Raw genomic sequence first — 22744 nt, 5'->3', positions numbered from 1 at the left:
TGCATCCCACCGCCCCGGACCCCACCACTTCCCCGAGCTGGAGTCGATCAAGGCGGCCAGGACCACCCGCCCGGAATGGATACCCCCGGGGGTGTATTACACATGGCGGAACCCGAACCGACGGAGGTACTGATGGCCAGCGTGGCGTTGACCACCACCGACTTCGCAGAGACGGTCGACCGGGACGGCATCGTCCTGGTCGACTTCTGGGCCGGCTGGTGCGGCCCCTGCCGGGCGTTCGCGCCGGTCTACGAGAAGTCCAGCGAGCAGCACCCGGACATCGTCTTCGGCAAGGTCGACACCGAGGCCGAGCCGGCCCTCGCGGCGGCCGCCCAGATCCGGTCGATCCCGACACTGATGGCGTTCCGGGACGGCGTGCTGGTGTTCGCCCAGCCGGGCGCCCTGCCGACGGCCGGGCTGGAGGAGCTGATCCGGGCCGTGCGCGACCTCGACATGGACGAGGTCCGGGCCAAGACCGCCTGACGGGTGGCGGCACGGGTACCCCCGGGGGTATCTTCGAGCGCAGGAGGTACGACGTGAATCTTCGACCGGAGATGACAGGCGAGGCGCTGACCCGGCTCAAGCGGGCCCGGGGACAGCTCAACGCCGCCATCGAGATGATGGAGAACGGCGAGGACTGCCGCGCCGCACTGACCCAGCTCGCCGCGGTCTCCAAGGCCATCGACCGGGCCGGTTTCAAGATCATCGCTTCCGGCATGCGCTACTGCGACGCCGCCCGCCAGGCGGGCGAGGAGCTGGAGATGACCGAGGAGGAGCTGGAGAAGCTCTTCCTGTCCCTGGCCTGACGGCGCCCGCCTGACCGGCTGAGCCCCGCCCGCGCCGTGTGACCGCGACGCGGGCGGGTAAACACCTGCCTGGAGAACCCAGGCCGCAGACTGTCCGACGCATACCCCCCGGGGTATATAGGCAATGAGAGGAACGGCATGACCCTCGACGTGTCCGTCATCGCGACCTCCTCGCTCGGCGACCGCAGCTACCTCGCCTCAGACGGCCGGATGGCGATCGTGGTCGACCCGCAGCGCGACATCGACCGCATCCTGTACCTGGCCGGCGCCAAGGGCGTACGGATCACCCACGTGGTCGAGACGCACATCCACAACGACTACGTCTCCGGCGGCCTGGAGCTGGCCCGGATCACCGGCGCGCAGTACCTGGTGGCCGCCGCCGACACGGTCGAGTTCGACCGGACCCCGGCCGCCGACGGCGACACCGTGCCGGTGTCGGACACCATGCGGCTGCGGGTGATCGGCACCCCTGGTCACACGTTCCACCACCTGTCGTACGCACTCGACGAGGCCACCGACGGCGGCTGGACGGCGGCCGGCGTGTTCACCGGCGGCTCGCTGCTGTTCGGCACCACCGGCCGCACCGACCTGCTCGGCCAGCAGTACGCGCACGAGCTGGCGCACCACCAGTACGCCTCCGCGCGCAAGCTGGCCGACCTGCTGCCCGACGGCGCGCAGGTGTGGCCCACGCACGGCTTCGGCAGCTTCTGCTCGGCCAGCCAGGCCGACGCGCCCGAGTCGACGATCGGCCGGGAGAAGGAGGCCAACCCGGTGCTGCGGCTGGCCGCCGACCAATTCGTCACCGAGACGCTGGCCGGGCTCGACGCCTACCCGGCTTACTACGCCCACATGGGCGTCGCCAACGCCGCCGGTCCCGCCCCGGTCGACCTCACGCCGGTGGCCCGCGCCGACGCCGACGAGCTGCGCCGTCGTATCGCCGCCGGCGAGTGGGTGGTCGACCTGCGCCACCGCAAGGCGTACGCGGCCTCGCACCTGGCCGGCACCGTCAGCCTCGGCCTGGACGGGCCGATGTCGACGTGGCTCGGCTGGCTGGTCGACTGGGGCGTGCCGATCACGTTCCTGGCGCAGACCCCGGAGCAGGTCGCCGACGCCCAGCGGGAACTGGTCCGCATCGGCATCGACCGCCCGGCCGCCCAGGCCACCGGCGAGCCCGAGCAGTGGACCACGGACCCGTCGCAGCTGCGGGAGACGGCGGTGGCCGACTTCGCCGCGCTCGCCGCCGCGCAGGCCGGGAAGACCCCGGCCGGGCTGCCCGCGCCGCAGGTCGTCCTCGACGTGCGGATGACGAACGAGTGGAAGGCCGGACACATCGACGGTGCGGTGCACGTGCCGCTGCCGGACGTGCCGAAGCGGCTCGCCGACATCCCCGCCGGGACCGTCTGGGTGCACTGCGGCTCCGGCTACCGGGCCACCGCAGCCGCGTCCCTGCTCGCCAACGCCGGCCGTGACGTGGTGCTGATCGACGACTCGTACGGCCGGGCCGAGGCGGCCGGCGTACGCATGGCGTCCACCGCCTGACCTCTCCCCCGAGCGCCCGGCCGGCGTGTCCCTACGCCGGCCGGCGCCCGAGCCTGCCCGAGAACACCCGCTGAAGGAGACCGAAGCATGACCACGACCACCCCCACCACCATCGACGCGGCGACCCTGCGCGAGCTGATCGCCGCCGGCCGTACGCCCCGGATGCTCGACGTGCGCACGCCCGGTGAGTTCGAGGCGGCGCACATCCCCGGCGCGTACAACGTGCCGCTGGACCTGCTCCGGGAGCACCGCGCGGAGCTGCGCAGCCACCTGGACGAGGACGTGGTGCTGATCTGCCGCTCCGGCGTCCGGGCCGGCCAGGCCGGTCAGGCGCTCGGCACCGTCGGCCTGCCCAACGTGAAGGTGCTCGACGGCGGCATGCTGGCCTGGCAGGCCACGAACGCCCCGGTCAACCAGGGCCGGCCGCGCTGGGACCTGGAGCGCCAGGTACGCCTCGTCGCCGGCTCGATCGTGCTCGCCGCGATCGTCGGTTCGGTGTTCGTCCCCGGCCTGAAGTGGGTCGCCGCGTTCATCGGCGCGGGCCTCACGTTCGCCGCGCTCACCAACACCTGCGCCATGGGCATGCTGCTGAGCAAGCTGCCGTACAACCGCGGCGCGAGCTGCGACCTGGACACGATCGTCGGGCAGTTGCGGGACGGGAGCCGCAAGTGACGACTCTCGTCCTGACGCTGGCCGGCGCGGTGCTGATCGGCGTGACGCTGGGCCTGCTCGGCGGCGGCGGGTCGATCCTCGCCGTGCCGCTGCTGGTCTACGTCGCCGATCTGCCCGCCAAGGAGGCGATCGCCACCTCGCTGCTCGTCGTCGGTGTGACCAGCGCCGTCGCCGTGCTGCCGCACGCCTGGGCGAACCGGGTCCGCTGGCGTACCGGGCTCATCTTCGGTGTGGCCGGGATGACCGGCGCGTACGCGGGCGGCCGGCTGGCCGAGTTCGTCCCGGCCAGCGTCCTGCTGACCGCGTTCGCGCTGATGATGCTCGCCACCGCGGTCGCGATGATCCGGGGCCGCCGGTCCGCCGAGGGCCGCCCGGTGCCGCACGAGCTGCCGATGCTGCGGGTGGTCGGGGACGGTGTGGTCGTCGGCCTGGTCACCGGCCTGGTCGGCGCCGGCGGCGGCTTCCTGGTCGTACCCGCTCTGGCCCTGCTGGGCGGGTTGCCGATGCCGGTAGCGGTCGGCACCTCGCTGGTCGTCATCGCGATGAAGTCGTTCGCCGGCCTGGCCGGCTACCTGTCCAGCGTGCAGATCCACTGGGGTCTGGCCGCCGGGGTCACCGCCGCCGCCGTCGTCGGCAGCCTGCTCGGTGGCCGGCTCACCGGCCGGATCCCGGCCGACCTGCTGCGCCGGGTGTTCGGCTGGTTCGTCGTGGTGATGGGCGTGTTCGTGCTCGCGCAGCAGTTGCCGCCGGTGTGGGGACTCACCGTGGGAGCGCTTGCCGTGGCCGGTACGGTCACCATGGCGGTGTGGGGCCGCCGGAGGAGGGAACACAGTGGACAGCAGCGCCTGGGACAGCCGGTACGCCGACACGCCCGGACTGGTGTGGAGCGCTGAGCCCAACCGTTTCGTGGTCGAGTCGGTCACCGGGCTGACTCCCGGGTCAGCGCTGGACATCGCCGCCGGCGAGGGCCGCAACGCGGTCTGGCTGGCCGGTCAGGGCTGGCGGGTCAACGCGGTGGACTTCTCCGCGGTGGCCGTCGACCGGGGGCGGGAGCTGGCCGCCGCGCGGGGCGTCACGGTCGACTGGCGGGTCGCGGACGTGACCGCGTACCGGCCGGTGCCGAACAGCTACGACCTGGTGCTGATCAGCTACCTGCACCTGCCCGCGCCGGAGTTCGCCGGGGTGCTCGCCGCGGCGAAGTCCGCGCTGCGCCCCGGCGGCACGCTCGTGGTGGTGGGCCACGACCTGGCCAACCTCGCCGGTGGCATCGGCGGCCCGCAGGACCCGGACGTGCTGCTCACGCCGGAGTCGGTGGTCGACGGGCTGGCCGGGCTGCGCGTGCAGCGGGCCGAGACGACCCGCCGGCCGGTCCCGGCCACCGACGGCGGGACCGTCGACGCGCTGGACACCGTGGTGGTCGCCACCCGCCCCGCCGACTGACCGCCGTCCGCCGCCGTTTCGCCGGGCCGGGCCGGGACCGGCCGGTAGCATCCGGGGACGGATCAGCGGAGAGGACACCGGGTGGGCGCGCGTTTCGAGGAACTGGCCTGGCGGGAGACGCCGATCGGCGAGATCAGCCTGCGGCGGCGCCGTGACCCGGCACTGGACTCCGAGGTGTACGAGGTGAAGCTCGACGACGAGTACCTCATGTCCAGCGCCTTCCCGGTCGCGGAGATCGAACTGGCCCGGCTCGGACTGGCCCCGCTCACCGGTGAGGCGCTGGACGTGGTGGTCGGCGGGCTCGGCCTCGGCTACACCGCGCGTACCGCGCTGGAGGATCCCCGGGTGCGCTCACTGGTGGTGGTCGAGGCGATCGAGGACGTGATCGACTGGCACCGGCGGGATCTGCTGCCGTTCGCCGCCGGCCTGGCCACCGATCCGCGTACCCGGTTCGTCCGGGCGGACTTCTTCGCCGCTGTGGCCGGCGACGGTCTCGACCCGGACGAGCCCGGCCGCCGCTTCCACGCGGTGCTGCTGGACGTGGACCACTCCCCCCGCCAGGTGCTGCACCCCAGCCACGCCCCGTTCTACACGGTCGACGGGCTGCGGCGGCTGGCCGCGCTGCTGCACCCGGAGGGCGTCTTCGCGCTGTGGTCGAACGACCCACCGGATCCGGCGTTCCAGCGCACGCTCACCGAGGTGTTCCCGACCTCGGTGGCGCACGTCGTCCGGTTCCCGAACCCGTTGCAGGGCCGGGAGGCGGCGAACACCGTGTACGTGGCCCGGCACTGATCCACCGGGCGGCGCATGGCCGCACGAGCAGCGGGAAAGCGCACTGCCCACCGTACGACGGGAGGCTGGGACATGCGCGCGTTGCTCTGGGTGGTCGGCGTGGTCGCCGGTGTGCTCATCCTGCTCGGGCTGCTGCTGGAGGCGGTCCGCTGGCTCGTCGTCATCGGCGTGATCGCGCTCGCCGCGGTCATCGTCTTCGGGATCGTGAAGGGCCGGCGGGTGGTGCACCAGCATTCGACCCGCCGTCGCTGACCTGCGCGGGTGTGACCTACCCGGCAACCTACGTCAGCGTAGGTTACCGCCCGGTCACGTTAGGCTGGGGTCGTCATCCGCGCGACGAGGAGTAACGGCGATGGACGCGACCGCTCAGCGACCCTGGACCCGCAGCTACGCACCCGGGGTCCCGGCCGAGATCGCCGAGCCGGACGGCTCGCTCGTCGACCTGCTCACCGAGGCGGCCGGACGGTTCGGGCCCCGGGTCGCGCTCGACTTCTACGGCGCCACCACCACGTTCACCGAGCTGGCCGACCAGGTGGCCCGCGCCGCCGAGGCGCTGCGCCGGCTCGGCGTCGGCCCGGGCGACCGGGTGGCGCTGGTGCTGCCGAACTGCCCGCAGCACGTGGTCGCGTTCTACGCCGTGCTGCGCCTCGGCGCGGTGGTCGTCGAGCACAACCCGCTCTACACCGCCGACGAACTGGACCGCCAGCTCACCGACCACGGCGCGACGGTCGCGATCGTGTGGGACAAGGTCGCGCCGCTGGTGGCGGGACGCGGCGCCGTGCGTACCGTGGTGTCGGTCGACCTGACCGCGGCGCTGCCGCGGCTCAAGCGGTGGGCGCTGCGGGTGCCGCTGCCGAAGGTCCGCGCCGCGCGGGCCGCGATGACCGCCCCCGCGCCCGGCGCGCTGCCCTGGTCGGAGCTGGTCGCCGCCGCCGGGCCGCTGCCCGCCGGGCATCCCGCGCCCGAGGCCGGGGACGTGGCGCTGCTCCAGTACACAGGTGGCACCACCGGCGAGCCGAAGGGTGCGGTGCTGACCCACCGCAACCTGCGCGCCAACGCCGCGCAGGGCCGGGCCTGGGTGCCGGGCCTGCGCGACGGCGCGGAGACGGTGTACGCGGTGCTGCCGCTGTTCCACGCCTACGGGCTGACGCTCTGCCTGACCTTCGCCGTCAGCATCGGGGCCACACTGGTGCTGTTCCCCCGTTTCGACGCCGACCAGGTGCTCGACGCGGTCCGCCGCCGCCCGCCGACGTTCCTGCCCGCGGTACCGCCGGTCTACGCGAAGCTTGCCACCGTCGCCCGCGAGCGCGGCGTCGACCTCACCTCCATCCGGTACGCGATCTCCGGCGCGATGTCGCTGCCACCGGCCACCGTGGAGCTGTGGGAGCAGGTGACCGGCGGCCTGCTGGTCGAGGGGTACGGGATGACCGAGACGTCCCCGATCACCGTGGGCAACCCGGTCGCGCCGAGCCGCCGGCCGGGCACCGTGGGCGTGCCGTTCCCCTCCACCGACGTGCGCATCGTCGACCCGGAGGACCCGTCCCGGGACCGCGCCCCGGGCGAGGCCGGTGAGCTGCTGGTCCGCGGGCCGCAGGTGTTCTCCGGCTACTGGCACCGGCCCGAGGAGACGGCCAAGGTGCTGCTGCCGGGCGGCTGGATGCGTACCGGAGACATCGTCACCATGGACGCCGACGGCTTCGTGACGGTGGTCGACCGGATCAAGGAGCTGATCATCACCGGCGGCTTCAACGTCTACCCGTCCGAGGTGGAGGAGGCGCTGCGCCGCGTCCCCGGCGTACGCGAGGCCGCCGCCGTGGGCATGCCCACCGACGACGGCGAGGAGGTCGTCGCCGCGGTGGTTGTCGACCCGGCGGTGGCCGTCACCCCGGAGACGATCCGGACCTCGTGCCGCACCCACCTGGCCGGCTACAAGGTGCCCCGCCGGGTCGTTGTGGTCGACGAACTGCCGTACTCCCAGATCGGAAAGATCCTGCGCCGCGAGGTCCGCGAACGGCTGCTCGCGGCTCGCTGACGCAGTCCCCCACGGCCCGCGACGGCGAGTGGAACGCCATGGGTGTCAAACGGGGCCGGAGACACCCACAGCGTTCCACCGACGGCCGGACGTGTCGGTGCTGCCGCCTACGCTGTGGCGATGGTCGACAGGCGTCAGGTGATGGCCTTCCGCGTGCGCGCTCAGCAACTCGACCGGGCCGAGGGCTCGCTCGCCGACACCGCGGTGCTCGACATCGGCGTGCAGGACACCGGCCCCGACGGCGGCCGCTGGGCACTGGCGACGCGCGGGGTCGATGTCACCCCGCTGACCGGCGACGACGTGGCCCTGCTCTGGACGGTTCGCGGCGCCCCGCACCTCTACCGCCGCGCCGACGTGGGCGCGGTGGCCGCCGCGGTCGAGCCGTTCTCCGACGCCGACGCGGGCAAGCGCATCTACGACGCGGCGAAGCCGTTGAAGGCCGCGGGCATCGGCATCGTCGCCGCGCTCGACGAGGTGGCCGCGCGGATGCGGGAGATCGTCCGCACGCCGACGGTCAAGGGTGAGGTCTCCGGGCGGCTCGCCGAGGTGATGCCCGAGCCCTACCTGCGGCACTGCCGGCCGTGCGACGCGATCCACCTCTACGAGATGCCGTTCCGGCTCGCCGCCGTACGCGCCGGGCTGGAGCTGCGGCTCGACACGTCACCGCCGATCCTGGAACGCATCCGCGGCTTCCGTCCGGCCGCCGCGCCCGGCGACCGGTTCGAGCTCATCCGCGCCTACCTGCGGCTGCTCGGCCCGGCCACGCCCAAGCATGTCGCCGACTACCTCGACGCCCCGGTCAAGGAGGTCAAGGCCCGCTGGCCGCACGACGCGGTCGAGGTGAGCGTCGACGGCGAGACGCGCTGGATCCTGGCCGCCGACGAGGCGGCGCTGGCGTCGGCGGACGCCACGGCGACCCGCCTGCTCGGGCCGTTCGACCTTTTCCTCCAGGCGAAGGACCGGGCGACGCTCGTCCCCGACGCGGCCCGCGCGAAGGAACTGTGGCCGGTGCTGGGCCGCCCCGGCGCCGTGCTGGCCGACGGTGAGCTGGGCGGCACGTGGCGGCCCCGCAAGTCCGGCCGGTCGTTCACCGTCGCGGTCCAGCCGTGGCGAAAGCTCACCGGCAGCACCCGCGACGCGGTCGTCGCGGAGGCCGAGCGCCTCGCCGCGTACCGGGGCGTGCCGCTCGCCGGCGTCGACTTCGCCGCGTGATGGCATCATGATCGCGTGATCGTCTGGATCAACGGCGCGTTCGGTGTCGGCAAGACGACCACCGCGCGGCTGCTCACGGAGTCGCTTCCGGACGCGCGGCTGTTCGACCCGGAGTTCCTCGGCTCGATGCTCACCGCGTTCGTCACCCCGCCGACCGGCGACTTCCAGGACCTGCCCCTGTGGCGTCACCTCGTCGTGCAGACGGTCACCGGGCTGGACCGGCACCACGCGGGCGTCTGGATCGTGCCGATGAGCCTTCTCCTTCCGGCGTACCGGGCGGAGATCCTCGGCGGCATCCGCGCCTGCGGCATCGACGTCCGCGAGGTCGTGCTCACGCTGCCCGAGGACCGGCTGCGTGCCCGCATCGACGCCGACCAGATCGAGGCCGGCGCGCGCGGCTGGCGGCACGACCACGTCGCCCGGGCGCTGGACACGTTCGCGTCGGTGACCGACGCCCACCTGATCGACGCCACCGTCCCGCCCGAGCAGGTGGCCGACGCCGTCGCCGCGCACGTGGCCGGGGATCCGGAAGCGTAGGGCGAGGGCCTGATCTCACCGGTGGGCGAAGACGAAGCCGCCTTCGACGTCCGGGGCGGGGTGATGCGTCATCTCGGCCTCGACGGTGAAGCCGGCGTCGGTCAGCCAGGCCGCGACCCGCCCTGGTGGACGGCGGTGCACGTGGACGCGCATCGGGTGCCCGCCGTACCCCTGTGTCTTGAGCCGGCTGCCGTCACCGGCGTGGAATCCGAGCAGCACGACGCCGCCGGGCCGCAGCACCCGGTGGAATCCGGCGAGGACGGCGGGCATCTCACCGTCCGGGACGTGGATCAGCGAGAACCAGGCGAGCAAACCGGTCAGGCACCCGTCGGTGAGGTCGAGGCGGGTCATCGAACCCACCTCGAAGCGGAGGCCCGGGTGGTCGCGCCGCGCCAGGTCGATCATCGCAGGTGACAGGTCGATGCCGAACGCGCTCAAGCCCAGATCGTGGAGATGCCGGGTGATCCGGCCCGGTCCGCAGCCGATGTCCGCGACCGGCCCGCTCCCCCGCGCCCGGACCAGTTCGGCGAAGAGCGCGAGGATGCCGCGCTGGAACGGCTCGTTCGCCAGGGCGTCGCGCAGCAGGTCGGCGTAACTGGACGCCACCGTGTCGTAGGAGGTGCGGGTGTCGTCCAGCCAGCCGGGTTCGCCCACACCGCGCACGATAGCCGCGAACGAAGGACCGATCGTGGAAGGATGACCGGCATGCCGGATCGCGCGTTGAGCTTCGGGGCGGCAGCGCAGGCGTACGAACGGTTCCGGCCCGGCTACCCCGAGGAGCTGGCCGACCTGGTGCTGGCGTACGCGGACCGGCCGGTCCGGACCGCACTGGAGATCGGCGCCGGGACCGGCAAGGCGACCCGGCTGTTCGCGCGGCGCGGCATCGCGGTCACCGCCACCGACCCGGATTCCGCGATGCTCGCCGAACTGCGCCGGCACGTCCCGGCCGACGTGCGGGTCCGGCAGGCCGCGTTCGAGCAGTTGCGCGCCGGCGAGCGCCACGACCTGGTGTACGCGGCGGCGGCGCTGCACTGGACCGACCCGGACCGGCGGTGGGAGCGGATCGCCGGGCTGCTCGCGCCCGGTGGTGTGTTCGCGTCGTTCGGCGGGCCGCTGCAGCCGGCCGACCCGGCGGTGCGAGACGCGGTGGCCGCGGCCCGGTCCGAGTTCCTCGCCGACGACGAGATCCCGTCGCCGGACGGGACGCCGCCGGAGGCCGGCATGCAGTGGCCCGGCACGGAGCTGCGCGCGTCCGAGTGGTTCACCGACGTACGCCAGTCGGAGATCGCGCGGCGGATCACGATGAGTGCCGACGACTACGTCGGTCTCCTGTCGACCGTCTCGGCCTATCTCGAACTGCCGCCGCATGTCCGTGAGCAGGTGTTCCGCCGCGTCCGGGACGTGCTGCCCGGCACGGTCGAGGTCACCGCCGGCGTCACGGTCCACCTGGCGCGGCGAACCTCGCAGCCCTGATCACCCGGGCCAGGCGGGCCGCCAGACCGGCCCGGGCAGCGGCGGCAGGCCCGCGAAGTGGCGGATGACCGGCCGCAGCCCCGGGTGCGGACCGGTCCGGGGCAGCATGAGGTTGATCGGGTACGCGAGCACCGGATCCGTGATCGGGATGCGGCGCAGGTCGTGGCCGGCGGGCCAGAGGTAGCGGTCCCGGGCGCCGACGAGCGTCGCCACGTCCGCGGAGTCCGCGAGCTCGTCGAGGAGCACCTCGGTGCCGAAGTTCGGCCCGGTCGCGTCCACCCACAGGTCGAAGGCGTCGGCGAGTTGCCCGTAGAACTCGCCCCACTCGCTTCCGGGCACGATGCCCGGCACCCGCAGCCGGTGTCCGCGCAGCTCGGACGGCGTGAGCGTGGGCGCGGACGCGAGCGGGTGCCGGGGGCCGGCGAGCAGTTGCAGCGGCGAGTCGAAGGCGCGGACCATCCGTACCTCGGGCGGCAGCGCGGCCGGGTCGGTGACGGTGCGGAACGCGGCGTCGACGTCGCCGGCCCGGACGGCGGTGGCGACCTGCCGGGGGTCGTCGACCCGCAGCGTCACCACGTCGAGGTCGACGCCCGGGTGGGCGCGCCAGTAGTCGTGCAGCAGGACGGCCTGCGCGCTGCGCAGGCCGAGCACGTCGATGCGCGGCGCCCGAGCGCCGGGCCGGACCGCGGCGACCGCGCGGTCCGCGCCGGCGACGACGCCCCGGGCGTGCGGGAGGAACGCCCGGCCGTCGTGTGTCAGCTCGACCCCTCGCGATGTACGGGTGAACAGGCGCACCCCCAGCTCCCGCTCCAGCGCGGCGATCCGCTTCGACACGGCCTGCTGGGTGACGCCCAGTTCGTCGGCGGCGTGCCGGAACTGCCCGAGTTCGGCAGCCCGCACGAACGACCGCACCGCCTCGCTGTCCACCGGCCCACAGTAGGCGGGTCCAGCCGATGGTTGTGACGCGCCGGGCGGCGGTTGTTTGCTCCGGCGTCCAAGCGGCCGGTCTGATGCGCGGGGCATCGGTGACGGGGGCGGGGCGTGCGGAGGCTGGGTTCGGATTTCGGGTGGCTGTGGTCGGCGTACGCGGTGAGCACGTACGGCACCTGGCTGGTGTTCGGCGCGTTCCCGCTGATCGCGGTGCGGGTGCTGGACTCGTCGGCGTTCGCCGTGTCGCTCCTGGAGGCGGCGGGGCCGGCGGTGGCGGCGGTGCTGGCGGTCCCGCTCGGGCCGTGGGTGGCCTATCGGCGGAAGCTGCCGGTGATGATCGCGACGGATCTGGTCCGGTTCGCGGCGCTGGCGAGCGTGCCGGCCGCGTACGCGCTCGGGATGTTGTCGTACGGCCAGTTGCTCGTCGTCGCGGTGGTCTGCGGGACGGCCGGCATCACGTTCACCGCCGCGTCCGGGGCGTACCTGAAGAGCCTGGTCCGGGGTGATCGGCTGCTGGCGGCGAACGGACGGCTCGAGGCGACGAGCTGGGCTGCGACGGCGGCCGGGCCGCCGCTCGGCGGTGCGCTCGTCGGGCTGCTCGGCCCGGTCGTCACCATCACCGCCGACGCGGTGAGCCACCTGCTCTCGGCACTCGCGGTCCGGCGGATCCGGGCCGCCGACACGGCCGCGCCCCGCGACCCGGCGGGCGCCTCACGCGTCGCCGACCTGGGCACCGGCTGGCGGTTCGTGCGCCGCGACCCGGTGCTGTGGCGGCTGTTCCTCAACTCGGTGCTGGTCGGCGGCCTGATCATGGCGACCGCGCCGCTGCTCGCCGTGCTCCTGCTGGGTGAGTACCGGGTGGCTGCGTGGCAGTACGGGCTGGTCTTCGGGGTCTCCGCGCTCGGCGGCGTGCTCGGCGCACGGCTGAGCCCGCGCCTGGTGCGGCGGTACGGGCGGCAGCGGGTCATGACGGCGTCCGGCTGGCTGCGGTCGATCGTCCCGCTCGGTCTCGCGTTCACCCATCCGGGGACCACCGGGCTGCTGACCGTGATCGCCGTCGAGTCGGTGCTCATCACGTGCATGGGCGTGTTCAACCCGATCTACGCGACCGAGCGCCTGCGCCGCACCCCGCAGGCGCACACCGCGCAGGTCCTGACCGCGTGGAGTGTCACCGGCCGGCTCACCCAGGCCGCGCTGATGGCCGGGTGGGGCGTCCTCGCCACAGTCGTCGGCCCGCTCGCCGCGATCACCGTGTCCGGGGTGCTGCTGCTCGCCACGCCGCTGGTGCTGCCGACGCGCCGGCACACGCGCGACCCCGAACCCGCGCGCCCGGCCGCCGCGGTCGTCTGAAGCCGGCGCCCGGCCGCCGCCGTCTCCTGAACCCGGCGGCCGACGGTCAGGACGCCAGGTAGGCGGTCAGCCGGTCGGCGAGCGGACCCGGCCGGCTGAGCGCCACCGCGTGACCGCCGTCGATCTCGTCCGGCACCACGCCGAGCCGGTCGGCGGCCACCCGGCGCTGGAAGTCGGCGGGGAAGAACCGGTCGTCGCGGCCGATCAGCACCGTCGTCGGCACGGCCGGCCAGGTGGCCAGCGGCCACGGCTCGTCCCACTCCGCGCTCACCTGCTCCCGGCCGTGCGCGGGCGCCTCGGCGACGATCTCGGCCGGCACTCCGTTGTAGAACTGCTGCTCCTCGCTGAGCCCTTCCGGCTCGCGGTAGCCGGTGTCGCCCCACCAGTCCCCCGGCTTCTCGCCCGGCCGCGGGATCATCGGCGTGAGCAGGACCAGCAGGCGCACCGGCAGCCGGTCGGCGACCAGCGGGGCGGTGAACGCGCCGTACGAGTGCCCGACCACCACGAGGTCGTCGCGGTCGCCGGCGGTGTCGATCACCGCCTGGCGGAACTCGGCGAACCCCGCCGACCGGTCACCGATCGGCAGCTCCGGCACCACCGCGTCGTGACCCCGGGCGGCCAGCTCGGGAACCAGCAGATGCCAGTCCCACGCGCTGCCCCCGCCGCCGTGGATGAGCACGAACGTCGTCATGCCCGGACCCTCCCACACCGGTACGACATGCCGTGGCCGTACGGAAGCGGCCCCGCTCGTTCAGACCGGGCGGCCGAAGGTGACCGCCTCCCGGACGAGCCGTGGCGCCTTCTCCGCCAGTTGCGCGTCCGGTCGCGCGCCGAGCGCGTCGTTCACTGTGGAGAAGGCCAGCCGGAACGCGATCAGCGTGGTCGCCTCGAAGATCTCCCGGTCGCTCAGGCCGGCCTCGCGCAGGCGTCGCGTGTCGGCCTCGATGGTGGCGTTCGGGTCCGTCACGACCCGGCGGGACCAGTCCGCAAGCGCCGTCTCCCGCTCCGACAGGTCCGCCTCGTCGCCGCGCAGCACCGCGGCGGCGGTCTCCTCGTCGCTCATCCCGGCCAGCCGCGCGCCCCAGGCCAGCGAGCAGTACGAGTCGCCCCGCGCGGCGGCCGTGGCGGCGACCAGCACCGCCACCTCACGCGCGGACAGCGTGGACTCGGACAGCAGCTCGGTGCGGGTGTTCTGGAAGGACATCAGCACGTCGGGCCGCCAGCACCAGACGCGGGTGAGGTTGTTGACGTAGCCGTCCGCGGCGAGATCGTCCTCGTACGCGGCTTTCGCCGCCGGACTCTGCGGCGGTTCGGGGAGGAAGGCGGGATTCATGCGGGCAGTCTGCGCCACCTGGGCGGCCCCCCACTGGCTGATCAACGACAGTACGATCCGCTGATGATCCGGGCGGTCTTCTTCGACGTGGGCGGGACGATCCTCGACGAGACCCGCGAGTTCGCGACCTGGGCGGACTGGCTGGGCGTACCGAGGCACACGTTCTCCGCGGTCTTCGGCGCGGTGATCGCCAGAGGGCTGGACTACCAGGAGGTGTTCCGGGCGTTCCGGCCGGACTTCGACCTCACCGCCGAACTCGCGCGCCGGGTCGCTGCCGGTGACCCGGAGTCGTTCGGCGCGGAGGACCTGTACCCGGACGCGCGGGCCTGCCTGGCCGCCCTGCGGGAGCAGGGCCTGCGCGTCGGCCTGGCCGGCAACCAGCCGGAGCACGCCGAGGCGACGCTGCGGGCGCTGGACCTGCCGGTGGACGTCATCGGCACGTCGGCGGCCTGGGGCGTGGCGAAGCCGGCGCCGGAGTTCTTCGCCCGGGTGGTTCGCGAGGGCGGCGGCGACGCGTCGGCGATCCTGTACGTCGGCGACCGGCCGGACAACGACGCCGCCCCGGCGATGGCCGCCGGCATGACGGCGTGCCTGATCCGGCGCGGACCGTGGGGTCACATCCTCGACATGCCGGACGTGGCCGAGCGGTGCCTGTTCCGCATCGGTTCGCTGGACGAGCTGCCGGCCCTGGTCGCCCGGCACAACGCGGCGGGCGGCTAGACCTTCCCGTCCCCGAAGACCGAGAGCCGGGTGCGATGGTGGCGCGGTGACTCGATCTCGTCGACCACCGCGACCGCCAGATCGGCGTACGACAGGTACGCAAGCACCGGGGCCTGCTCGCCGCCGAGGCGGTACCGGCCGGTGCGGGGACCGTCCACGTCCAGCGCGGCGGGCGGGGTGAGCACCAGCCAGTCGACAGTGGTGTCCGCCGCGCGGAGCCGGTCCAGGCCGGCGGCGTGGCTGAGCGCGAACGGCCGCAGCTCGGCGGGCAGGACGGCCGGGTCGTCGTGGAGGGGCCGGCCGTGCGCGTCGCTCAGCGTGGCGAACAGGCCGATCGCCACGAGCCGCGGTACGCCTGCGCGGGCCAGGCCGTGCAGCAGCGCGTCTGCCGCCCGGACGAAGAACTCCGGGTCGGGGCCGGCCGCGGCGAGCGCCTCCGGCCCGGACGCCGGGCTGACCGCGTGGACGACGGCGTCGTGCCCGTACCCGATCGAGGCGACGGCCTCCGGGTCGGTGACGTCGCCGCGTACCGCGGAGGTGAGGCCGGGATGGCGTGCGGGGTCACGGACGACGGCTGTGACGCGGTGGCCGCGGCGGTGGGCCTCGGCGGTGACGGCGCGGCCGGCCCGGCCGCCGGCGCCGAAGACGACGATGCTGGTCATGGCGCGACGCTAGGCCGCGGGGTGCCGGTTACCGCAACGGTACCGGGGTTACGCTCGGGCGGTGACGCCGCTCGATCCGGACATGTTCCACCCCGCCTGTCCGTCGCGGATGGTGCCGTTGCAGATCGGCGACAAGTGGACCGCGATGGTGGTGCTGTGCCTGGAGCACGGGCCGCGCCGGTTCACCGAGCTGCGGGTGCCGCTGCGCACGATCACGCCGAAGGTGCTGGCCGAGACGTTGCGGGCGATGGAACGCGACGGGCTGGTCACGCGTACCGCCTACGACGAGAACCCGCCGCGTGTGGAGTACGCGCTGACGCCGCTGGGCCACAGCCTGCTGACGCTCGTCGCGGCGGCCCGGTCGTGGAGCGAGCGGCACCTGGACGAGGTGCTGGCGGCCCGGAAGTCGCACGAGCGGCGGGCCGGCGCCGATGTCGTACCCCCGGCATAGCCTGCCGGTCATGGGAACCGCTGAGCTGGACGAGCTGATCGTGGCCGACGCGGACGCGCTGCGCGCGTGGTTGTCCGCCCATCACGACACGTCTCCCGGTGTCTGGCTCGCCCTGACCCGCAAGGGCGGCACCGTCACCACGCTGACCTGGCAGCAGGCGGTCGACGAGGCGTTGTGCTTCGGCTGGATCGACGGGCAGGCCCGCAAGCGCGACCACGAGAGCTCCTGGATCCGGTTCACCCCGCGCCGGGCCCGCAGTTCCTGGTCGCAGCGCAACGTCGGGCACGTGGCCCGGCTGGAGGAGCAGGGGCGGATGACACCGGCGGGCCGGGCCGCGGTGGAGGCCGCGAAGGCGGACGGCCGGTGGGCGGCGGCCTACGCACCGCCGTCGGAGGCCGAGGTGCCGGCCGACCTGCTCGCCGCCATCGCGGCCGAGCCCGCCGCCCAGGCCATGTTCGACGTCCTGACCAGCGCCAACAGGTTCGCGCTCATCCACCGGCTCAACGCGGTCAAACGCGCGGAGACCCGGACGCGCAAGATCGGCGAGTTCGTCGCCATGCTGGCCCGCCACGAGACGATCCACCCGCAGAAGGCGAAGCCGCCGGCCGCGCCGTGACCCGCGTACGCCCGCGTCCCGGCTCACGAGTTGTCGCGCACGAACGCGCGCATCAAGCCGGCGCACTCGGCCGCGTGGGTCTCCAGCAGCAGATGGCCGCCGTCGAGGAGGGTGCTGCAGCACCGCCGGGTCACCGGGGCGTCCGGCCTCGCGGAAGAACACCGCCAGGCCGTCGACGTCGGCGTGCCGGTGGCGGATCTTCTGACTGGCGCGCATCACCTCATCCTGGCGGCCCGGCCGCGCCCGTACGGCCGATTCCGGCAGCCACGACGACCCCGCGCCCGGCGACCGGCGGGGTGAGCCGGGCGTAGGCTCGAACCAGCCGACGGCAGGAGGTCGCCCGCGATGATCCCGGTGCTGATCCTGTTCGGGCTTCTCCTCGGGCGCTGGTGGCGGTCGTCGCTGGTCGCCGCCGCGCTGGGCTGGCCGGTCCTGCTGGTCGCGACCGGCGTGGCGGACGTCGGCGCGGGGCTGCTCGGCGCGGCCGGGCTCGCCGTCGCGAACACCGGCGTCGGCGTGCTGCTCCACCAGGGAGCCCGCCTGGCGATCCGGACGCTTCGGGCGCCCTGAGCCGGGTCCGTGCGCTACCCGGTGCCGCCGGTGTTCCGGATCATCTGCCGGAGCACCTTGAGAGTGGTGACGTAGTCGGCGTCGTCGACGCCGTCGTGGATGCGGGCCCGGATCGCGGGCGCGTGCTGCTTGAGGCGGAGCCGGGCGGCCTCCCCCGCCTCGGTGATCCGTAGCCGGCCGTCCGCGTCGCGGGTCAGCCAGCCGCGTTCGCGCAGCACCTCCGCCTCGGCGTCCAGGTCGTCCTCGGCCCGCAGGTACGAGCGCATCGCGTGCCGCAGCTCGGGCACGGTCAGTCCGCCGCCACCGGGCAGGAGGTCGTTCGGGGACAGGTTGCGCAGGAGCCAGAACTGGGGCTGGGTGAAGCCGTGCGCGGCCTGCTGGGCCCGGGTGAAGGCGATGAGCGACTCGTACGCGACGCCGGTCCAGTAGGCGGCCGGCTGGCCCGCGAGTTCGGCGTCGGACAGGTGCGGTGTCGTCATGGTGCTCTACCTCCGGCGGTGGTCGGGTGAGCACGACGCTAGGACCTCAACCAGGCTTCAGATCAAGCCGCGCGGGACATCGCGTTCCGGCCGGCCCCGGCATGATGGGCCGATGCGGGTAGCGATGGCGACCGACGCGGGGCATCCCGGCCGTACCAATGAGGACTTCGCGGGCGCCGTACCGTCCGGCCTGGTCCTGGTCGACGGTGCCGGCGGCATCGCCGGCGCGGCCGAGGTCTGCCATCACGGCATCGCCTGGTACGCGACCCGGCTCGGCGGCGCGTTGCTCGGCGCGCTGGCGCAGGGGCGGAGCCTGCGCGACGTGCTGGCCGAGGGCATCGAGCGGGTCACCGACGCGCACCGCGACACGTGCGACGTCGCCCATCCGATCAGCCCGTTCGCGGCGGTGGCGATGCTGCGGTTCTCCGGCGACAGCGTCGAGCACCTGGTCCTCGGCGACGCGGTGGCTGTCGTCGGCCGTGCGGACGGTGAGCCGCTCGTCGCCCACGACCCGCGTGAGGTGGTGATCGCGCGGTCCTTCGAGGAGCGGCTGAGGGACGTGCCGGAGAGCGGCGACGAGTACCGGCGGCTGCTGATGGAACTGCGCTCCCGCCGCAACAGCCCTGGTGGCTTCTGGGTCGCGAAGGACGACCCGGCGGTGGTTGCCGAGGCGGTCACCGGCGCGTGCCCGGCCGGCGAGGTGGGCACTGCGGCGCTGCTCAGCAACGGCGCGAGCCGGCTCGTGGACACGTTCGGGCTCTCCGACTGGACGGGGCTGCTGCGCCTGCTGGAGACCGACGGCCCGGCGGACGTCATCCGCCGGGTCCGCGAGGCCGAGGCACGCGGGGGCGTCGCCACCGACGACGCCACGATCGTCTGCCGGCACTAACCGCCACGGCAACCCGCGTGCGCGGGTCCGCCGCCCTCGTGTTGACTGCGGCGATGGACCGTCAACGCCTGAGCAGCATCGCGCACTCGCACCACCCGATCGCGGCCCCGATCTCCGGCCTCAGCCTCAACCGGCTGCTGCGCCGAGCGGGCCGACGGCCGGAGGCCCGGATCCTCGATCTCGGCTGCGGTGAGGCCGCCTGGGCGTTGCAGGCTCTCGCGCACTACCCGGACGGGCACGCCGACGGCGTGGACCTCAGCCCGTACGCGCTCGAACGCGCCGCCGAGGCCGCCACCGAACGCGGCCTCGCCGACCGGCTCACCCTGCACGAGCGCGACGCCCGCGCGTACGTGCCGGACGGCGACTACGACCTGGTGCTGTGCGTCGGGTCGACGCACGCACTCGGCGGCTTCGGCGAGACGCTGAGGCTGGCCGGCCGGCACGTGAAGGCCGACGGCATCCTGATGGTCGGCGAGGGGTTCTGGCAGGTGCCGCCGTCGCCGGGGGCGCTGGCGGCGCTGGGGGCGAAACCGGACGACCACGCCGACCTCGCCGGTCTGGTCGACGCCGCCGAGCAGGCGGGCTGGGCCCCGGTGTACGCGCACGTCAGCGACACCGCCGAGTGGGACGACTACGAGTGGTCGTGGACCGGCTCGCTCACCGAGTGGGCGCTGGACAACCCCGGTCACCCGGACGCCGCCGGGGCGCTGACGGCCGCCCGCGAGCACCGTGACCAGTGGCTGCGGGGGTACCGGAACATGCTGGGCTTCGTGACGTTCGTGCTGCGCCGGATCTGAGCGGCGGGCGGTGCGGGTCCGACCCGGGACAGGCGGGCGGGGCACTATCGTTCGGGCGTGCAGATCCGTTTCGCCGTACCGGCCGATCCCGCCTATCCGGCCCGCGTGGCCGCCGCGCTCGCCGCCGCCCGGCTGCGCCGGTTCGGCTACATCGGCGCGGTCCTCGCCGCGATCGGGGTGATCGGCTGGATCGCCTCCCAGGCGTCGGCGCGGTTCGCGTCGCTGTGGACCGCGTTGATCGTGGCCGGCGTGCTGTCGATGCTGTACGCGCCATGGGTGCGGTGGCGGGCCCGGCGCCGCTCCGGCGGGTACGCCGTCGAGGGCGGCTACGACATCGACGACCGCAACATCATGATGCGCAGCGGTTCGGAGTCCGGCGGCATCGCCTGGGACGGCGTCACGCGGGTCACCGAGACCCCTGATTTCTGGATCGTGTACGTGGGACGCATGCCGGCCACGGTGATCCCCCGGTGGCTGATGTCCGCCGAGGACGCCGGGACGTTGCGCGCCTTCATGGCCGAGCGGCACCTTCTCGGCGACCGTTGACCATGTATTGATCGGCTGTATATGTTGCCTCGGTGAATGAGATGCGCGAGGCGACCTTCCTGATCCTGACCGCGCTGGCCGACGAGCCGCGCCACGGCTACGGGATCATCCAGGAGGTCACCGGCCTGTCCGGCGGTCGCGTCAACCTGCTGCCGGGCACCCTCTACGCCGCCCTGGACCGCCTCGTCGCGCAGGGCCTCGCCGAACTCAGTCACGAAGAGGTCGTCGACGGCCGGCTGCGCCGCTACTACCGGCTGCGCGCCGACGGCCGGGCCGAGCTGGCACGCCAGACCGAGCGGCTGCGACAGCTCGCGTCCGCCGCCGAGTCCCGGCTGCGCGCCCTACGGCCCCGCACCGCCTGACCCCCACCGTCGCGGCTCCCGAGGGAGACATCCATGCATCGCTGGCTGCTGCTGGCCTACCCCCGCGACTACCGCCGGGCGCGCGGGGCCGAGATCCTGGAGACGGTACGGGACGTCGGCCCGGCCCATCGGCGTACCCGGGTCGCGGCGAATCTCGTACGTCATGGTCTGCGTGCCCGGCTGGGGCGGCCGGCGAGCCGTACCGTGGTGGCCTGGGCGGCGGTCTTCGCGGTGGTCTGCGGTTTGTTCGCCGCGTCGTTCGGCACCTGGCTCGCGTGGCTCGGCTCCCGCCCGCTCGACCACCGGGACCTCGCCGCCGTGGTCGGGCAGCTCTACCCGGACCGGCAGGTCAGCCACATCGACCGGGACGACCCGCCCGCCGTGTTCCTCATCTACGGCCACCCGCTGAACGAGGACCTCCTGTCCGAGCTGCTCCTCGGTGATGGCGGCGAGTACGCGCTGGCCGAGCTGACCGCGTCGTTCGACCAGACGTCGGCCGGCGGCCTTACCGACCTGCGGCAGCGCCTGGACGCCGCCGGGTGGGAGCGGAGCGAGCCCGTCAGAACCGACGCGTACGGCTGCGTCCCCGGCAGTCCGCAGTGCGACCCGGCGTCCATCCCCTCCGACATCACCGTGTACGCCGAACGCGGCGACCACATCCTCGCCGCGGAGCTCAACGCCGAGGGTTCGATGAACCTCACCCTCAGCCGCGCCACCCCCGGCGCCGCGTATCCCGCCGGTCTGCTCGGCTTCGCGCTGGGCACGCTGGGCGGCTGGGTGCTGTTCGGCTGGGCGAGCCGCCGCACCGAGGGACGACGCCCGCTGGTGCAGGGCCCGGCGAAGGTTCTGTACGGCGTCGCGATGGTGTTCTGGGCCGCGCCGACCCTGCTCGGCGCACCGATGATGCTCACGCACCACCTGAACGAGCCGCATCCCCGCTGGCACGTGCCGTGGGAGTGGCTCGGCCAGCCCACCCTGTCGCTGCCGTTCCTGCTCGGCGCGGTCCTGCTACTGCTCGCGCTGGGCCTGGCGGCGCTGCCGCACCGGCGCCCGGCGGCCCGTACGCTCGCCGGGGCGTCGGACCCGGCGGTCTAGCGGCGCCGAGTCAGCTCGCCGGGCATCGCGTGCCGGTGGCGGGCACCGTCAGATCGACGAGGTACCTGTCCACCACGGCAGTCGTGCAGTCGTTGCGCTGGTAGGTGCCGTGGCCCCAGCCCTCGTAGGTGACCAGACGCCCGTGCCGGCCGAGTTGCCGGGCGACGTTCACCGCCCAGGCGTAGCCGGTACGGGGATCGTGCCGGGAGTTGAGCAGCAGCAGCGGCGTGCGGGTGTGCACGTTCAGCTCGTGCGGCGGATTACGGACCGGGGACGGCCAGCCCAGGCAGGTCTGCACGGCCAGCAGACCGGCGCCGTACCGGACGTCCGGGGCGGCCGTCCTGGCTTCCCGGACCAGGCCGGCGTACTCGGCGTAGTCGCGTACCTCGGCGGGCCAGTCCGCGCAGAACGCCGCCACCGAGATCGAGAGATTCACGGCCGGTGGCGGCGTACCGGCGTCCATGTCCCGCACGATCGCGGCGAGTTGCGCCCAGCGCGGGCCGGCGAGCATGCCGAGTGCCACGGCGGTGACGTCGAAGGCGGTACGGGGGGCGTACTCACCACGGTCCGCGCGGGCCAGCACCGGCGCCCACACCGATCGCACGTCCCGATCGTGGAGCACGCAGTCCGCCGAGCTGTCGCACCAGGACACGAACTCGTCGAACGCGTCCTGCAACGCGGCGGCCTGCGTCCGTATGAAGGACCGCACGTCGAGGCTGTGGTCGAACACGCCCTCCAGCACGACGGCCCGCACGTGGCCGGGGTACCGCTCGGCGTACTGCTGGCCCAGCAGGGTGCCGTACGAGCTGCCGTGGAAGGACAGTCGCCGCTCCCCCAGCGCACGCCGCAACGCCTCGAGGTCACGGACGGTGCTGAGCGTGTCGGCGTGGTCGAACACCGGGCTGGTCGGGCGGCACCTGCTCCACAAGGCCTGGTTGTAGGCCACCGCGGCGTCGAAGTCCGCCTGACCGGCAAGCGGGACGGGCGGCCTGCGCGACGCCGGATCCGCGGTACAGACGGGCGCGGAGGTGCGGGCCACGGTGCGCGGGTCGAAGCTGACCAGGTCGAACCGGTCCAGCAACTCGTCGCTGAACCGGTCGCCCCTGCGGATGCGTTCCACCCCCGAGTCGCCGGGGCCGCCCGGCCCGAACACCAGCGTGCCCACCCGCTGCTCCGGCAGGCGCGCGGACCGGCGTGCCACAGCCAGGTCGAACGTCGGGCCGTCCGGCCGGGCCCAGTCCACCGGCAGTCGGAGCCGGGCGCACCGCACGCGCGGATCCGGCGGGACGTCCGGCAGGTCGTCGGCGCACTCGCCCCAGGCGAGGCGCGGCGACGAAAGACCGGCGCGCGCCGCGCCGGGCAGTCCCGCCAGGACGGTGAGCGCGGCCAGAGCGACGGCCATGGTACGTCGGAACACGGCACCTCCCGGTATCTGGATGCT

29 protein-coding genes are annotated in these 22744 nt (G+C 73.9%); 22 read left to right on the top strand and 7 right to left on the bottom strand.

Going from position 1 to position 22744, the window contains the following annotated elements; all coding sequences use genetic code 11:
- Positions 1-132: 132 nt before the first annotated feature.
- From trxA to SM452_RS17750, 11 genes are all read left to right on the top strand, one after another.
- Complete coding sequence (gene trxA, locus SM452_RS17800; protein ID WP_355509371.1) at positions 133-483, top strand: thioredoxin; 351 nt, start codon at positions 133-135, stop codon at positions 481-483.
- Positions 484-536: 53 nt separating this feature from the next.
- Positions 537-806, top strand: coding sequence for a metal-sensitive transcriptional regulator (locus tag SM452_RS17795; protein ID WP_463840322.1), 270 nt, complete (start codon positions 537-539; stop codon positions 804-806).
- A gap of 138 nt (positions 807-944) precedes the next feature.
- On the top strand, positions 945-2345 hold the full coding sequence (locus SM452_RS17790) for an MBL fold metallo-hydrolase (RefSeq protein ID WP_355509375.1): 1401 nt from the start codon (positions 945-947) through the stop codon (positions 2343-2345).
- An 87-nt stretch (positions 2346-2432) separates the two neighbouring features.
- The gene (locus SM452_RS17785; RefSeq protein ID WP_114920221.1) at positions 2433-3017 is read left to right on the top strand and encodes a rhodanese-like domain-containing protein; all 585 of its coding nucleotides are present in this window, start codon (positions 2433-2435) and stop codon (positions 3015-3017) included.
- The gene (locus SM452_RS17780; protein ID WP_355509377.1) at positions 3014-3910 is read left to right on the top strand and encodes a sulfite exporter TauE/SafE family protein; all 897 of its coding nucleotides are present in this window, start codon (positions 3014-3016) and stop codon (positions 3908-3910) included. Before SM452_RS17785 ends, SM452_RS17780 begins: the two co-directional genes overlap by 4 nt.
- The gene (locus SM452_RS17775) at positions 3849-4457 is read left to right on the top strand and encodes a class I SAM-dependent methyltransferase (RefSeq protein WP_262015446.1); all 609 of its coding nucleotides are present in this window, start codon (positions 3849-3851) and stop codon (positions 4455-4457) included. The genes SM452_RS17780 and SM452_RS17775 overlap by 62 nt, the downstream gene beginning before the upstream one ends.
- 81 nt (positions 4458-4538) lie before the next feature.
- Complete coding sequence (locus SM452_RS17770; protein WP_355509379.1) at positions 4539-5249, top strand: polyamine aminopropyltransferase; 711 nt, start codon at positions 4539-4541, stop codon at positions 5247-5249.
- A gap of 72 nt (positions 5250-5321) precedes the next feature.
- Positions 5322-5501 (top strand): hypothetical protein, encoded by a 180-nt coding sequence (locus SM452_RS17765; RefSeq protein ID WP_262015447.1) that lies wholly within the window; start codon positions 5322-5324, stop codon positions 5499-5501.
- Positions 5502-5601: 100 nt separating this feature from the next.
- Positions 5602-7281, top strand: coding sequence for a long-chain-fatty-acid--CoA ligase (locus SM452_RS17760; protein ID WP_262015448.1), 1680 nt, complete (start codon positions 5602-5604; stop codon positions 7279-7281).
- A 120-nt stretch (positions 7282-7401) separates the two neighbouring features.
- Positions 7402-8493, top strand: a complete 1092-nt coding sequence (locus tag SM452_RS17755) for a DNA glycosylase AlkZ-like family protein (protein ID WP_463840321.1) — start codon at positions 7402-7404, stop codon at positions 8491-8493.
- Positions 8494-8508: 15 nt separating this feature from the next.
- Complete coding sequence (locus SM452_RS17750; RefSeq protein ID WP_463840320.1) at positions 8509-9030, top strand: P-loop nucleotide/nucleoside kinase family protein; 522 nt, start codon at positions 8509-8511, stop codon at positions 9028-9030.
- A 15-nt stretch (positions 9031-9045) separates the two neighbouring features.
- Here the strand turns inward: SM452_RS17750 and SM452_RS17745 are convergent, their stop codons facing one another.
- Positions 9046-9693, bottom strand: a complete 648-nt coding sequence (locus SM452_RS17745; protein ID WP_463840319.1) for a class I SAM-dependent DNA methyltransferase — start codon at positions 9691-9693, stop codon at positions 9046-9048.
- A gap of 42 nt (positions 9694-9735) precedes the next feature.
- Between SM452_RS17745 and SM452_RS17740 the strand changes: the two genes are divergently transcribed.
- Positions 9736-10503, top strand: a complete 768-nt coding sequence (locus SM452_RS17740; RefSeq protein ID WP_463840318.1) for a class I SAM-dependent methyltransferase — start codon at positions 9736-9738, stop codon at positions 10501-10503.
- Here SM452_RS17740 and SM452_RS17735 read toward each other — a convergent pair whose 3' ends face one another.
- Positions 10504-11430, bottom strand: coding sequence for a LysR family transcriptional regulator (locus tag SM452_RS17735; protein WP_355509392.1), 927 nt, complete (start codon positions 11428-11430; stop codon positions 10504-10506).
- Between the two features lie 114 nt (positions 11431-11544).
- On the opposite strand from SM452_RS17735, the gene SM452_RS17730 reads away from it, so the two are divergent.
- Positions 11545-12783, top strand: a complete 1239-nt coding sequence (locus tag SM452_RS17730; RefSeq protein ID WP_463840317.1) for an MFS transporter — start codon at positions 11545-11547, stop codon at positions 12781-12783.
- Between the two features lie 46 nt (positions 12784-12829).
- On the opposite strand, the gene SM452_RS17725 is transcribed toward SM452_RS17730, so the two are convergent.
- The gene (locus tag SM452_RS17725; protein WP_463840316.1) at positions 12830-13474 is read right to left on the bottom strand and encodes an alpha/beta fold hydrolase; all 645 of its coding nucleotides are present in this window, start codon (positions 13472-13474) and stop codon (positions 12830-12832) included.
- 60 nt (positions 13475-13534) lie between these two features.
- Positions 13535-14116 (bottom strand): carboxymuconolactone decarboxylase family protein, encoded by a 582-nt coding sequence (locus tag SM452_RS17720; protein WP_463840315.1) that lies wholly within the window; start codon positions 14114-14116, stop codon positions 13535-13537.
- A gap of 63 nt (positions 14117-14179) precedes the next feature.
- Between SM452_RS17720 and SM452_RS17715 the strand changes: the two genes are divergently transcribed.
- Positions 14180-14836: an HAD family hydrolase gene (locus SM452_RS17715; protein ID WP_463840314.1), complete on the top strand. Its 657-nt coding sequence runs from the start codon at positions 14180-14182 to the stop codon at positions 14834-14836.
- Here SM452_RS17715 and SM452_RS17710 read toward each other — a convergent pair.
- On the bottom strand, positions 14833-15498 hold the full coding sequence (locus SM452_RS17710) for an NAD(P)-dependent oxidoreductase (RefSeq protein WP_463840313.1): 666 nt from the start codon (positions 15496-15498) through the stop codon (positions 14833-14835). The two genes, SM452_RS17715 and SM452_RS17710, sit on opposite strands and share 4 nt — an antisense overlap.
- Positions 15499-15559: 61 nt before the next feature.
- On the opposite strand from SM452_RS17710, the gene SM452_RS17705 reads away from it, so the two are divergent.
- The 3 genes from SM452_RS17705 (at position 15560) to SM452_RS17695 (ending at position 17135) form a co-directional block, all read left to right on the top strand.
- Complete coding sequence (locus SM452_RS17705) at positions 15560-15949, top strand: winged helix-turn-helix transcriptional regulator (protein WP_463840312.1); 390 nt, start codon at positions 15560-15562, stop codon at positions 15947-15949.
- A 10-nt stretch (positions 15950-15959) separates the two neighbouring features.
- Complete coding sequence (locus tag SM452_RS17700) at positions 15960-16565, top strand: YdeI/OmpD-associated family protein (protein WP_463840311.1); 606 nt, start codon at positions 15960-15962, stop codon at positions 16563-16565.
- A 345-nt stretch (positions 16566-16910) separates the two neighbouring features.
- Positions 16911-17135, top strand: coding sequence for a hypothetical protein (locus SM452_RS17695; RefSeq protein WP_262015464.1), 225 nt, complete (start codon positions 16911-16913; stop codon positions 17133-17135).
- A 14-nt stretch (positions 17136-17149) separates the two neighbouring features.
- Here SM452_RS17695 and SM452_RS17690 read toward each other — a convergent pair whose 3' ends face one another.
- Positions 17150-17614: a MarR family winged helix-turn-helix transcriptional regulator gene (locus SM452_RS17690; protein ID WP_262015465.1), complete on the bottom strand. Its 465-nt coding sequence runs from the start codon at positions 17612-17614 to the stop codon at positions 17150-17152.
- Positions 17615-17726: 112 nt separating this feature from the next.
- On the opposite strand from SM452_RS17690, the gene SM452_RS17685 reads away from it, so the two are divergent.
- The 5 genes from SM452_RS17685 to SM452_RS17665 are packed head-to-tail and all read left to right on the top strand — an operon-like array spanning position 17727 to position 21303.
- Positions 17727-18503: a hypothetical protein gene (locus SM452_RS17685; RefSeq protein WP_357209640.1), complete on the top strand. Its 777-nt coding sequence runs from the start codon at positions 17727-17729 to the stop codon at positions 18501-18503.
- 53 nt (positions 18504-18556) lie between these two features.
- Positions 18557-19300 carry an SAM-dependent methyltransferase gene (locus tag SM452_RS17680; protein WP_355509412.1) on the top strand — a complete coding sequence of 248 codons (744 nt, stop codon included), beginning with the start codon at positions 18557-18559 and terminating at the stop codon, positions 19298-19300.
- Positions 19301-19357: 57 nt separating this feature from the next.
- Positions 19358-19846 carry a YcxB family protein gene (locus tag SM452_RS17675; protein WP_262015468.1) on the top strand — a complete coding sequence of 163 codons (489 nt, stop codon included), beginning with the start codon at positions 19358-19360 and terminating at the stop codon, positions 19844-19846.
- Positions 19847-19887: 41 nt separating this feature from the next.
- On the top strand, positions 19888-20208 hold the full coding sequence (locus SM452_RS17670) for a PadR family transcriptional regulator (RefSeq protein WP_194801797.1): 321 nt from the start codon (positions 19888-19890) through the stop codon (positions 20206-20208).
- A gap of 33 nt (positions 20209-20241) precedes the next feature.
- Complete coding sequence (locus tag SM452_RS17665; protein ID WP_463840310.1) at positions 20242-21303, top strand: hypothetical protein; 1062 nt, start codon at positions 20242-20244, stop codon at positions 21301-21303.
- 10 nt (positions 21304-21313) lie between these two features.
- On the opposite strand, the gene SM452_RS17660 is transcribed toward SM452_RS17665, so the two are convergent.
- Positions 21314-22705: an alpha/beta hydrolase gene (locus tag SM452_RS17660; RefSeq protein ID WP_463840390.1), complete on the bottom strand. Its 1392-nt coding sequence runs from the start codon at positions 22703-22705 to the stop codon at positions 21314-21316.
- Between the last annotated feature and the right edge of the window lie 39 nt (positions 22706-22744).

It is taken from the genome of Micromonospora sp. SYSU B005 (assembly GCF_055362685.1).
This window is presented reverse-complemented; position numbering and strand designations above follow the sequence as displayed.